Genomic DNA, 11,857 nt, shown 5'->3' with positions numbered 1-11,857 from the left:
TTAATTACAATGTTTTAGACAACACCAATAATGTTGTGATTAAAGAAATAGCGGTTATAATTGTTGCTACAGATTGCATTCCTGTAACTCCAGTACCCCATGATTTTTGTTTCAATGGTTTAATGATAATGTAATCATTTGGTTGTATATAAAAATGAGGAGAATTCATTGCACCTGCATCTGTTAAATCAATACTGTAAGTTTCAAATCCATGAGCTAATTTTCTTATTATCTGAACATCTTTTCTATTTCCAGTAATTGGTATGTCACCAGAATTCGCAATAGCTTCCATAATTGTTACTCTATCTTGGAAAATAGTATTAATTCCAGGCGACCCTATTTCTCCATTTATTGTATATCTTAATCCTGCTAACTTTACGGTAACAAAAATATTTGCTTCTTCTTTAAAATATTCTTCTAACAATTGTTTTTCTATTTTTTGCCTTACTTCATCTTCAGTAAAACCTAAAACATTAACCTCTCCTAAAATAGGAACTCTAATATTTCCATGATCGTTAACAGTATAACCGTTAAAAAAAAGAGCTTGTGGAGAAGTTTGCGTTTGACCAGGTACTTGAGAAACAGAGAACATATCTACTAACTTTTGATCTAACGCCTTGATGCTTATACTTAAGATATCACTTGTCTGAATTCTGTATGGTTTTGAAACCTCTTGACTAACCTTTATAGAATCTGAAGATTTTGTTGAATTAGGCTGTAAATACGTCAAATCTTTTGTAGAAATACAAGAAGTGAATAATACCGAAAATAAGGCAAAAAAAACTATTTTTTTCATGAGTAAACTTTACTAATACGATTTGCGATGAATTATTAATACATAACAAACACAAACTACACTTAATTAGGTAACAAATATAGTTTTTACAATTAAAATAACGAAGTTATTCCTGATTTTTGATTAAAATTTTGTTAATACGGCTTGATTGAAGTTTCAAATGGAATTCTATTTAACAAACTTCTACCTAAAGTAACTTCATCGGCATATTCTAACTCGTCGCCAACAGAAATTCCTCTAGCGATAGTTGATGTCTTCAATTCATATTCCTTGATTAGTTTATAAATGTAAAAATTGGTTGTATCGCCCTCCATTGTAGAGCTTAGAGCAAAAATAATTTCCGAAACAGTTCCTTCTTTTACTTTTTCAACCAATGAAGTAATTTTTAATTGACTTGGCCCAATTCCTTCAATAGGTGAAATTTTCCCACCAAGCACATGATAAACTCCTTTAAACATATTGGTGTTTTCAATTGCCATAACATCTCGCACATCTTCAACAACACAAATAATCGATTTATCTCGCGACGAATTAGAACAAATTGCGCAAATTTCGGCATCAGAAATCGTATGACAAGTAGTACAAAACTGAATATCATTTCGCATTGAAGCCAAAGCAGTTGTTAGTTGTTCTGTTTGTTCAAGAGGTTGTTTTAACAAATGTAAAACCAAACGCAATGCTGTTCGCTTACCAATTCCAGGCAACTGAGACATTTCGTTAACCGCATTTTCTACTAATTTTGAAGGCAATTCCATTTGACAAAATTACAAAACAAAGTCTAATTCTATATTCATTTAAGATTTCTTTTATCTTTGCGTGTAAAGAAAAATATATGCAACCAACATCAATCCTATTTCTAATTTTAGGCTATTTCTTAGTTTTAATCTTATTCTCCTATTTTATTGGACGAAAAGATGATAATTCAAATGATTCTTTTTTTAAAGCTAACAAGCAAGCTCCATGGTATTTAGTAGCTTTTGGGATGATTGGTGCTTCGTTATCTGGCGTAACTTTTATTTCAGTTCCTGGAAAAGTAGAAGGCTCACAATTTGTCTATTTTCAATTGGTTTTAGGTTATATTGTTGGTTATTTAATTATTGGAACTGTTTTATTGCCACTATATTATAAACTGAATTTAACTTCGATTTACAGTTATTTAGGCGACCGATTTGGGCGTTATTCCTATAAAACGGGTGCTTGGTTTTTTATTCTTTCAAGAACTGTGGGTTCCAATTTACGATTGCTTTTGGTTGCTGATGTGTTGCAAACTTTGGTATTTGAACCGCTTGGAATTCAGTATTGGATAACTGTTTCGGTTACCATTTTATTAATTTGGGTGTACACCTTTAAATCGGGAATTAAAACCATTATTTGGACAGACACCTTGCAAACATTTTTCATGCTTTTATCGGTTGGAATTTGTATTGTGATTGTTTCGCAAGATTTAGGTTTAAATAGCAATACTATTTTTGGTTTTATTGGTGATAGTGATTTTTCAAAAACCTTCTTTTTTGAAGATGCGAGTTTGCCAAGTTATTTTTGGAAACAATTTATTTCAGGAGCTTTTATCGCCATTGTAATGACCGGTTTAGACCAAGATATGATGCAAAAAAATCTTACCTGTAGAAGTTTAAAAGATGCGCAAAAAAACATGTTTTGGTTTACTATTGTTTTAACTTTTGTAAACTTTATGTTTTTAGTTCTTGGACTTTTGTTTACAGAATATGCTTTAAAACACAATATTGATGCGCATCAGGATAAATTATTTCCCATTTTAGCCAATGAGCATTTAGGAATTGCAGTTGCTTTTACATTCATTTTAGGATTAATTGCTGCGGCTTATTCGAGTGCTGATAGTGCCTTGACATCATTAACCACATCATTTAGCATTGATATTTTAGAAATTGAAAAAAAATACGATGTTGCCAAACAAGTGGCTGTTCGAAAACGAATTCATCTAACTTTTGTTTTTGTTTCTATTTTAGTGATACTTTTCTTTAAATACGCATTTAACGACTCAAGTATTATTGATAAAGTATTAAAATTTGCTGGATTTACCTACGGTCCCTTATTAGGATTGTATAGTTTTGGATTGTTTACAAAATGGCAAATAAAAGACAAATTCACTCCAATTGTAGCAATTTTATCTGTTATTACGGCTATTATTTTAAACCTAAAAAGCGAAGCCTGGTTTGGTTTCGCCTTTGGATTTGAAATTTTAATCGTAAATGGATTACTAACTTTTATTGGTTTAGTATTGATTCGTTGCAAGTAAAACTAAGGTGCAAGCCACTTCATATTGGATAGTATTTGCTTCCAATATTTTATACAATTCAGGATTTTCTGTTCCAGGATTAAAAATTACACGTCTTGGTTTTAACGACAAAATATAATCATAATATTCAACTTGTGCCTTAGGATTGAGATATAAAGTTATTGTATCAATGGCATGAAAATCTAATTTATCTGTTTCGATTGGAACATCTAATGCCATTCCTTTTTTAGCTCCAATGGCAACCACTTGATGACTTTTTCCAACTAAATTATGAATAGCTTTATACGAATAACGTTCTTTATTGGTAGATGCACCTATGACTAATGTTTTCATTTTTTACTTTTTTAGAAATTTAAAGTTACAATAAATAAACAAATAATAAAAATTTGCTAAAGTCAGATTACATTAGAATTTTTGAAGTAATTTTAAATAAAAATGCTTTATAACATTTCCCACAAAGACCCAAAAATTGAAAGCCAAATCAATGATATGGTTGGTAAACCTTTTTCAATTCTACAAAACATTAAAAAAGGTGGAATTGGTTCTCCAAAATTGTTTATTACTCGATGTAGTACTGAGATTTATGACTTACTACATGTAAATAATACTATAAAATTCTGCAATATCGAATTGCGTCCAAAAGGAATTATTGTTGGATTTCAATCTCGATTAGATGTTTATGCTTTAGCGATTCCATTTTATAAATTGGTAATTTTCAAACCTGGCAATTCTTTAACATTTCACGTAGACCATCATTATATTTCGGTTGATTGTTCAAAAAACAGCAAGGGAGTTCAAAAATTCATCGATAAGCTCGAATTGGAAAAAGAAAAAAATACATTTTACTCTCCATTAGATGTTTATTAAGCTTACTTACATTATGGAAACCTAAAAGTAAAGAAGATTTTTTTTGTTTGGTAAATAAAATAATTACCTTGTACTAAATTTGTAAAAAAACAATGGAATTATTTATTTATCTATTCGCCGCTCTATTTTCTGTTTTAAATCCAATTGGAACGGTACCAATTTTCGTTGGGCTAACCCAAGGTTATACAAAAGCAGAACGTTCAAAAGTTTCATTATTGACTTCCTTTAATGTATTTATCATTTTGATAATTTCGTTTTTTATTGGTCAATATGTGTTGCAATTTTTCGGAATTACGATTACAGCGTTACGAATTGCTGGTGGAATTATTATTACAAGTTCAGGCTTTGGATTACTAAATGGGAACTTTAGCAAAAATAAAGGTATCAACAAAAAAGTACAAAAAGATGTTGAAAACCGTCATGATATCGCATTAACACCATTAGCAATGCCAATGTTGGCTGGTCCAGGTTCTATTTCGTTATTAATTGCTTTTTATCAAGATCATAATAGTACAAACGAAATTATCATTTCATCAATAGCTATTTTGGTTGTGGCTGCAACAATTTATCTAATTTTAAGAAGTGCACATTATTTAGCTAATATTTTAGGAGCTTCGGGAATTGTAGCTATTTCGAGAATTATTGGATTTTTAACGATTGCTATTGGTATTCAATATATTATTAGCGCAGTATTGAGTATTATAAGAGGTATTTAATTTTAAAATTTAAAAACAAAAAATCCCAAATTTCGAATGATTCGCAATTTGGGATTTCTATTTATAGTTGTAAATTATTTTTTCGGCAAGAAGACTTCTGCCATCATACAACGTGCGCTTCCGCCACCGCAAGCTTCAATTGTATCTAAACTTGAACTTACAATGGTTACATGTTCTTCTAATTGTGCAATTTGCTTTTTAGTCAAACTTTGATGTGCTGAGGCACTCATGATTAAATATCTTCTGTCGTCAGTTCCTTTAACTTCTAACATATTTCCAGCGAAGTTGTTTACTTGGTCTTCTGTAATTAGAATTACTTCTTTTTCATCACCCTTTAAACTATCTAAGACCATTTTGCGTTCTTTTTTGTCATCGATACAATCGGCACAAATAACTGCAAATGTTTCACCCACGCACATAATTACGTTTGTGTGATAAATGTGTTTTCTTTCTCCGTTTACCGTTTGGAATGCTTCAAAAATTACAGGAGTAAATTCGAAATCCTCACAAAACTCAATAAAAAGTTCTTCATCTGCTCTCGGAGATAAGGCACAATACGCTTTTCCATTTGCTCTATCCAAAACGATACTTCCTGTTCCTTCCAAGTATATTTCATCTTCTTCTGCAGAAGTATAATCCATAATTTCATTAATTACGAATCCTTTTTCTTCCAACACATCTAAAACATCTTCTCTTCGTTCTAAACGACGATTTTCGGCAAACATAGGATATAAAACTACATCGCCATTTTCATGAAATGAAATCCAATTGTTTGGAAAAATACTATCTGGCGTATCTGGACTTAAGGTATCTTCAACCACCACAACATTTAACCCAATCATTCGTAACTTTTGAACGAAAGTATCAAATTCTTCTTGTGCTTTTGCATTAACCGAAGTTGGTGTTAAATTATCTAAAACTTTTTGGTAATAATTATTCACCGCTGTTTGTTCGTTCATACGGAATGCTACCGGACGAATCATCAATATGGAATTAGTTGTTTGGTTCATGTTTTATTTATGTTTGAGGTTTCAGGTTTTAGGTTTTAGGTTTCAGGTTTTAGAACTTGGAACATTAAACTTGAAACAAAGTTTTTAATCTCTAATTAAAGGCAACGTTGAACATCTCAACAATCCTTCTTGCTTAGCAATTTCAGCATACGGAATTTCTTCTACGGTAAAGCCGTTTTCGCGTAACCAATTGTTTAATCTGGTGAAATTCTTTTCAGAAACCACAACATCAGGAGCAATGGAAAACACATTTGAATTCATGTGATACATTTCTTCTCTTTCAATGTGAAACAAGTTTTCTTTTCCGAATAAATTTACTAAAAACATGTAATCTGCTTCTTCACGGAAACCACTTTTATAGATAATTCCTTTATTAATTCCGACAGGTTGAAAACAACAATCTAAATGCAATGCATTATCACGAGGTTCTATTTTCGATTTTACTAAATCAAATGCTTTTACGATTTTATTTGGGAACAAGGCTTTAATATAATCTACACCTTGCCAATTTGTTCTGGCTGTGATATAATCTTTATAATCAGAACCTTTGTAAGTCCCTATAAAAATATAATCGTTCCATGGCATTACATCGCCGCCTTCAATATGCACTTCTTCTGGCGGTCTCACCACTTTTTTTGGATCAATTTTATCGATTATATATTGAATAGCGTCAAGCTCACGCTCTCTATCGGGTAATATATTGGCTTTAATAAAAACATCATCTATAACAAAGCCAATATCTCTAGCAAAAATTTGATTGTAGTTTTCAATAATTTCAGGTCTATAAACTTTTACATCGTATTTTTCAAATACTTTGTTAAAAGCCTCCATTTCTTTAACCATATCGTCTTCTACGGGATAAGTTCCTGCTTTTATATGTTCTAATGATTTCGGATCATAGGCTTCATCAATAGTAGGAGTTGGACCATTACTTACAGCTGTTCCTAACACTACAGCCCTTAATCGGGAAGTTTCGTTTTTTACATTTAATTGCAACATAACTTTAATTTTTAATTGTGTGTTTTTACTACACAATACGGCAAATATAGAAAAAGCAAACGATATAGTAATTGTGATTTAAAGTAAATATTTCATGTAGCATTGTTATATTTAAGTGTTAAATAATTACATTTGATAAAACTATAAAAACAATACTATTATGGGATTATCAAATTTTTTCAGTTCACTTTTTGGTAAAGCAAAAGTAACTGCCGAAAACGCAAAAGAAAATTTAAGTGAGGTTGCTGACACTGCTGTTGAAAAAGTAACTGAAGTTGCAAATGAAGTCAAAGAAAAAGTTGAAATTGCAGCCGAATCTGCTTCTCAAAAACTAGATGAAATGGGGATTTCTGAAAAAGTGGGCGATTTTGTTGAAAACGCAAAAGAAAAAGCAGCTGATGCAGCTGAATGGATTGAAGAAAAAGCTCATGAAGTAAAAGAAACTTTAAGAGAAACAACTGCTGATAAAGCTGAAGAAAAAATTGAAGATTTATCAAATAGCAATGAAAAAGAGAAAACCTCAGAATAACAATAAATAAAAAATCCCGCTATTTCTAGCGGGATTCCTTTTATCTATCTTTAACTTCTTTAAAAGGACGCAAATTATATCCTGTATAAACTTGTCTTGGACGACCAATAGGCTCTTTATTGATACGCATTTCTTTCCATTGCGCAATCCAACCAGGTAAACGACCAATCGCAAACAAAACAGTAAACATTTCAACTGGAATACCCATAGCTCTATAAATAATTCCAGAATAGAAATCTACGTTTGGATATAAATTTCTAGCTTTGAAATACTCATCTTCTAACGCTACTTTTTCTAATTGTTTTGCAATATCTAATAATGGATCATCAACTCCTAAAGTAGTTAACACATCATCGGCTGCTTTTTTAATAATAGTTGCTCTTGGATCAAAGTTTTTATATACACGGTGACCGAATCCCATTAAACGGAAAGGATCATCTTTATCTTTTGCTTTTAAAACGAATTTAGCTACATCACCTCCATTATCATGGATTTCTTGCAACATTTCCAAAACTGCTTGATTAGCTCCACCATGAAGAGGCCCCCATAATGCAGAAACTCCAGCAGAAATTGAAGCAAATAATCCAGCATGAGAAGAACCAACGATTCTTACTGTAGAAGTAGAACAATTTTGTTCGTGATCTGCATGTAAAATGAATAATTTATCTAATGCATCAACCACTCTTTTATCTACTTTGTATGGACCTGTAGGTAATTCGAACATCAAACGCATGAAGTTTTCTACATACCCTTTACTGTTATCATATTGATTTAATGGATAACCCATTGTTTTTCTGTATGTCCAAGTTGCAATAACCAAGAATTTTGCCATTGTTTTACAAACAGCATCATACATTTCTTTTTCATTATGTGGATTAACTGATTTAGGATTAAATGCAGTTAAAGCACTTGTTAATGAAGCTAAAACACCCATAGGATGAGCCGTTCTAGGAAAACCATCAATGATGCTTTTCATTTCTTCGCTAACTAATGTATATTTTCTAATATCGTTTTCAAATTTTTCAAGCTGAAGAGTTGTAGGCAACTCTCCAAAAATTAATAAATAAGAAACCTCTAAGAAGTTCGCTTTATCCGCTAAATCTTCGATTGAATATCCTCTATAACGCAAAATTCCTTCTTCACCATCTAAAAAAGTAATTTCACTCGTACATGAACCCGAGTTTTTATAACCGGGATCAATAGTAATAGCACCAGATGCACTACGTAACTTGTCGATGTCGATAGCAACCTCATTCTCAGTTCCAACTATTATAGGAAACTCAAACTTTTTGCCATCAAGCTCTAATATTGCAGTTTTTGACATATTATTTATGTGATATTTTATGATAAAATTAATGTGAATTGCGAATTTAATAAATAATAATCAAACAATAAAGAAAATTTCTATAATTTATGGTTAAATAATATACATGAAAAACCCTTTCAAAATTTACATTCTGAAAGGGTTGTATTTTTAGATACTGAAACGATCCCGAAGCATCGGGACAGCATTATAATAACATTGTTATTTTTTTACTTTGAAAGCATTTACGCCAGGAAAATAAGCTACATCAGCTAATTCCTCTTCTATTCGTAATAATTGATTGTATTTTGCCATACGATCTGAACGAGAAGCTGAACCTGTTTTGATTTGTCCACAATTTAAAGCAACCGCCAAATCAGCAATTGTATTGTCTTCTGTTTCTCCTGAACGGTGAGACATTACAGATGTATATCCGGCATTATGCGCCATATTTACTGCTGCTATAGTTTCAGACAAAGTGCCAATTTGATTTACTTTAATAAGAATTGAATTTGCAATTCCTTGACTAATTCCGCGAGATAATCTTTCTACATTAGTTACATACAAATCATCTCCTACTAATTGAACTTTATTACCAATTTTATCTGTTAATAATTTCCAACCTTCCCAGTCATTTTCATCCATTCCATCCTCGATTGAAATAATTGGATATTTTTCGGTCAATTCAGCTAAATAAGATGCTTGCTCTTCAGAAGTTCTAATTTTTCCTGTTTCACCTTCAAATTTTGAGTAATCGTATTTTCCGTTTACAAAAAATTCTGCCGCAGCACAATCTAATGCAATCATAACATCATCACCAAAAGTATAACCTGCATTCGTAACCGCTAATTTAATAGAATCTAATGCATCTTCTGTTCCACCTGGTAAATTTGGAGCAAAACCTCCTTCATCACCTACTGCGGTAGATAAATTTCTATCGTGTAATACTTTTTTCAAATTATGAAAAATTTCAGTACCCATTTGCATAGCGTGTGTAAAGTTTTTAGCTTTTACAGGCATAACCATAAATTCTTGAAAGGCAATTGGAGCATCTGAATGTGAACCACCATTAATGATATTCATCATAGGAACTGGCAACGTATTTGCAGAAACACCACCAACATAACGATACAAAGGCATTCCTAATTCATTAGCAGCAGCCTTAGCAGCAGCCAAAGAAACTCCCAAAATTGCATTTGCTCCTAAATTAGATTTATTTGCTGTTCCGTCTAATTCAATCATTGTTTTATCGATTAAATTTTGCTCAAAAACAGACATTCCCACAACGGCTTCAGCAATTTTTGTATTTACATTTTCAACCGCTTTTAAAACTCCTTTACCCATGTATGATTTACCACCATCACGTAATTCAACAGCTTCATGTTCTCCAGTAGAAGCACCACTTGGTACAGCAGCACGTCCTAAAATACCATTATCTGTAATTACATCAACTTCAACTGTTGGATTTCCACGAGAGTCTAAAATTTGTCTAGCGTGAACTTTTATAATTATACTCATTTTATATTTTTTTAGTTAGTATTTTACGAATAATAACAAATTTAAAACTTAAAATTGAACTTTTTTATGAATTTTAAAAAACTTATAAACGATAACGTTTTAGTTGATTGCCGATTTGATATTATCAATGAATTGATCAAATAAATAACTTGAATCATGTGGCCCAGGACTTGCTTCTGGATGATATTGTACTGAAAAACAGTTTTTTGATTTCATTCTCATCCCCGCAACAGTACCATCATTTAGATGTTCATGAGTTAATTCAAAATCAGGATGTTTGTCTAATTCTTCTCTTACTACGGCAAAACCATGATTTTGCGAAGTGATTTCACCCTTACCCGTTATTACATTCTTAACCGGATGATTTATCCCTCTATGACCATTAAACATTTTGTAAGTAGAAATTCCATTTGCTAAACCAATAATTTGATGACCTAAACAAATTCCGAATAGAGGTTTATTTTCATTTAAAATTTGTCTAGCTACTTCTTGAGCAGTTTCTAATGGTTCTGGATCCCCAGGTCCGTTTGACAAGAAATAACCGTCTGGATTGAACGATTTTAAATCTTCAAAAGAAGCATTGTATGGAAAAACTTTGATAAAACAATCTCTTTTTGCAAAATTTCTAAGAATATTGGTTTTAATTCCTAAGTCTAGAGCAGAAATCTTGTATTTTGCATTTTCATCTCCAAAGAAATAAGGCTCTTTAGTAGAAACTTGTGAAGCCAATTCCAAACCATTCATGTCTGGAACTTGTGCTAATCTTTCTTTTAATTCTTCGATAGGAGTTCCGTCTGTACAAATAACAGCATTCATAGCGCCGTTATCTCTAATATAACTCACTAATGCCCTTGTATCTACATCTGAAATTACGATAAGATTTTGTTTATTTAAATAATCAAACAAACTTTCAGAAGCATCTTCTCGCGAATAATTAAAGCTAAAATTTTTACAAACCAATCCTGAAATCTTTACTGAATCTGATTCCACTTCTTTATCGTTAACACCATAATTTCCAATGTGCGCATTGGTTGTAACCATGATTTGACCGAAATAAGAAGGATCTGTAAAAATTTCTTGATAACCTGTTGTTCCCGTATTAAAAGCGACTTCACCAAAAGTAACACCTTCAATTCCGATTGATTTTCCATGAAAAATAGTACCGTCTTTAAGAAGTAAAACGGCTTTAGAACGATTGTTGTATTTCATTGTGTTGTGTTGTTGTGGATGCAAATTTAGTTATAAAAGTTGTTTTTAGAAAATCTTTAATTCTATAAAAACAAAAAATAAGGATAAACTTAAAAAAGTCTATCCTTATTATTTTCACATGAATGGTTTCATGATTATTCTGTAGCTTCAGAGTTTTCAGAAGTTTCAGCAGCTGGAGCTTCAGGAGTACCTTCTGCTTTTTTAGCTTTTCCACGACGAGTCGTTTTCTTAACTTCTTTTTTACCACCATTGTACAATGTATTGAAATCTACTAACTCAATCATTGCCATATCAGCGTTATCTCCTAAACGGTTTCCTAATTTGATGATACGAGTGTATCCTCCTGGACGGTCACCAACTTTAGCAGCAACTTCTCTGAATAGCTCAGTAACAGCATATTTATCTCTTAAATAAGAAAAACAAATACGACGATTGTGAGTAGTATCTTCTTTTGATTTTGTAACTAATGGTTCAACAAATTGTTTTAAAGCTTTTGCTTTAGCAACAGTAGTGTTGATACGTTTATGTTCGATTAAAGAACAAGCCATATTAGCTAACATAGCCGCTCTATGTCCTTTTTGTCTACTTAAATGATTGAATTTTTTTCCGTGTCTCATGACGTGTTTTATTTATCT

Annotated in this window: 13 protein-coding genes; 4 read left to right on the top strand and 9 right to left on the bottom strand. The window is 31.7% G+C overall.

All coding sequences use genetic code 11. The annotated features are described in order from the left end of the window. Positions 1-4 precede the first annotated feature (4 nt). Positions 5-796: a polysaccharide biosynthesis/export family protein gene (locus GFJ94_RS06560; protein ID WP_153200754.1), complete on the bottom strand. Its 792-nt coding sequence runs from the start codon at positions 794-796 to the stop codon at positions 5-7. Positions 797-930: 134 nt separating this feature from the next. After that, complete coding sequence (recR, locus tag GFJ94_RS06555) at positions 931-1,551, bottom strand: recombination mediator RecR (protein ID WP_153200753.1); 621 nt, start codon at positions 1,549-1,551, stop codon at positions 931-933. A gap of 77 nt (positions 1,552-1,628) precedes the next feature. Between recR and GFJ94_RS06550 the strand changes: the two genes are divergently transcribed. Next, positions 1,629-3,071, top strand: a complete 1,443-nt coding sequence (locus tag GFJ94_RS06550) for a sodium:solute symporter (protein ID WP_153200752.1) — start codon at positions 1,629-1,631, stop codon at positions 3,069-3,071. Here GFJ94_RS06550 and GFJ94_RS06545 read toward each other — a convergent pair. Continuing rightward, on the bottom strand, positions 3,048-3,404 hold the full coding sequence (locus GFJ94_RS06545) for a CoA-binding protein (RefSeq protein WP_153200751.1): 357 nt from the start codon (positions 3,402-3,404) through the stop codon (positions 3,048-3,050). The two genes, GFJ94_RS06550 and GFJ94_RS06545, sit on opposite strands and share 24 nt — an antisense overlap. A 102-nt stretch (positions 3,405-3,506) precedes the next feature. Here GFJ94_RS06545 and GFJ94_RS06540 point away from each other — a divergent pair, with 102 nt between their 5' ends. Both GFJ94_RS06540 and GFJ94_RS06535 read left to right on the top strand, forming a co-directional pair. Next, complete coding sequence (locus GFJ94_RS06540) at positions 3,507-3,938, top strand: hypothetical protein (protein ID WP_153200750.1); 432 nt, start codon at positions 3,507-3,509, stop codon at positions 3,936-3,938. 92 nt (positions 3,939-4,030) lie between these two features. Next, positions 4,031-4,654: a MarC family NAAT transporter gene (locus GFJ94_RS06535; protein WP_153200749.1), complete on the top strand. Its 624-nt coding sequence runs from the start codon at positions 4,031-4,033 to the stop codon at positions 4,652-4,654. A gap of 74 nt (positions 4,655-4,728) precedes the next feature. Here GFJ94_RS06535 and ctlX read toward each other — a convergent pair whose 3' ends face one another. Next, positions 4,729-5,664, bottom strand: a complete 936-nt coding sequence (ctlX, locus tag GFJ94_RS06530) for a citrulline utilization hydrolase CtlX (protein ID WP_153200748.1) — start codon at positions 5,662-5,664, stop codon at positions 4,729-4,731. Positions 5,665-5,748: 84 nt separating this feature from the next. Continuing rightward, positions 5,749-6,663: a dimethylarginine dimethylaminohydrolase family protein gene (locus GFJ94_RS06525; RefSeq protein ID WP_153200747.1), complete on the bottom strand. Its 915-nt coding sequence runs from the start codon at positions 6,661-6,663 to the stop codon at positions 5,749-5,751. Positions 6,664-6,823: 160 nt separating this feature from the next. Between GFJ94_RS06525 and GFJ94_RS06520 the strand changes: the two genes are divergently transcribed. Further along, on the top strand, positions 6,824-7,192 hold the full coding sequence (locus GFJ94_RS06520; protein WP_153200746.1) for a hypothetical protein: 369 nt from the start codon (positions 6,824-6,826) through the stop codon (positions 7,190-7,192). Positions 7,193-7,232: 40 nt separating this feature from the next. Here the strand turns inward: GFJ94_RS06520 and GFJ94_RS06515 are convergent, their stop codons facing one another. The 4 genes from GFJ94_RS06515 to rplQ form a co-directional block, all read right to left on the bottom strand. After that, positions 7,233-8,516, bottom strand: a complete 1,284-nt coding sequence (locus GFJ94_RS06515; RefSeq protein WP_153200745.1) for a citrate synthase — start codon at positions 8,514-8,516, stop codon at positions 7,233-7,235. 201 nt (positions 8,517-8,717) lie between these two features. Further along, positions 8,718-10,013 carry a phosphopyruvate hydratase gene (gene eno / locus GFJ94_RS06510; RefSeq protein WP_153200744.1) on the bottom strand — a complete coding sequence of 432 codons (1,296 nt, stop codon included), beginning with the start codon at positions 10,011-10,013 and terminating at the stop codon, positions 8,718-8,720. Between the two features lie 99 nt (positions 10,014-10,112). After that, entirely contained in the window at positions 10,113-11,222 is a 1,110-nt protein-coding gene (carA, locus tag GFJ94_RS06505) for a glutamine-hydrolyzing carbamoyl-phosphate synthase small subunit (protein WP_153200743.1), read from the bottom strand. 134 nt (positions 11,223-11,356) lie between these two features. After that, positions 11,357-11,839, bottom strand: a complete 483-nt coding sequence (gene rplQ, locus GFJ94_RS06500) for a 50S ribosomal protein L17 (protein ID WP_153200742.1) — start codon at positions 11,837-11,839, stop codon at positions 11,357-11,359. Between the last annotated feature and the right edge of the window lie 18 nt (positions 11,840-11,857).

It is taken from the genome of Flavobacterium sp. LMO8, from assembly GCF_009495755.1.
Lineage (GTDB): Bacteria > Bacteroidota > Bacteroidia > Flavobacteriales > Flavobacteriaceae > Flavobacterium.
Note: the sequence above shows the minus strand (reverse complement) of the source record. Positions and strands in the feature narration are given on the sequence as shown.

What these genes read in the sequence shown, in the direction of transcription:
- recR (WP_153200753.1), bottom strand. Translation starts at nt 1,551, where the DNA reads ATGGAATTGCCTTCAAAATTAGTAGAAAATGCGGTTAACGAAATGTCT.
- GFJ94_RS06545 (WP_153200751.1), bottom strand. Translation starts at nt 3,404, where the DNA reads ATGAAAACATTAGTCATAGGTGCATCTACCAATAAAGAACGTTATTCG.
- GFJ94_RS06560 (WP_153200754.1), bottom strand. Translation starts at nt 796, where the DNA reads ATGAAAAAAATAGTTTTTTTTGCCTTATTTTCGGTATTATTCACTTCT.
- carA (WP_153200743.1), bottom strand. Translation starts at nt 11,222, where the DNA reads ATGAAATACAACAATCGTTCTAAAGCCGTTTTACTTCTTAAAGACGGT.
- GFJ94_RS06525 (WP_153200747.1), bottom strand. Translation starts at nt 6,663, where the DNA reads ATGTTGCAATTAAATGTAAAAAACGAAACTTCCCGATTAAGGGCTGTA.
- GFJ94_RS06520 (WP_153200746.1), top strand. Translation starts at nt 6,824, where the DNA reads ATGGGATTATCAAATTTTTTCAGTTCACTTTTTGGTAAAGCAAAAGTA.
- GFJ94_RS06540 (WP_153200750.1), top strand. Translation starts at nt 3,507, where the DNA reads ATGCTTTATAACATTTCCCACAAAGACCCAAAAATTGAAAGCCAAATC.
- GFJ94_RS06535 (WP_153200749.1), top strand. Translation starts at nt 4,031, where the DNA reads ATGGAATTATTTATTTATCTATTCGCCGCTCTATTTTCTGTTTTAAAT.
- ctlX (WP_153200748.1), bottom strand. Translation starts at nt 5,664, where the DNA reads ATGAACCAAACAACTAATTCCATATTGATGATTCGTCCGGTAGCATTC.
- eno (WP_153200744.1), bottom strand. Translation starts at nt 10,013, where the DNA reads ATGAGTATAATTATAAAAGTTCACGCTAGACAAATTTTAGACTCTCGT.
- rplQ (WP_153200742.1), bottom strand. Translation starts at nt 11,839, where the DNA reads ATGAGACACGGAAAAAAATTCAATCATTTAAGTAGACAAAAAGGACAT.
- GFJ94_RS06515 (WP_153200745.1), bottom strand. Translation starts at nt 8,516, where the DNA reads ATGTCAAAAACTGCAATATTAGAGCTTGATGGCAAAAAGTTTGAGTTT.
- GFJ94_RS06550 (WP_153200752.1), top strand. Translation starts at nt 1,629, where the DNA reads ATGCAACCAACATCAATCCTATTTCTAATTTTAGGCTATTTCTTAGTT.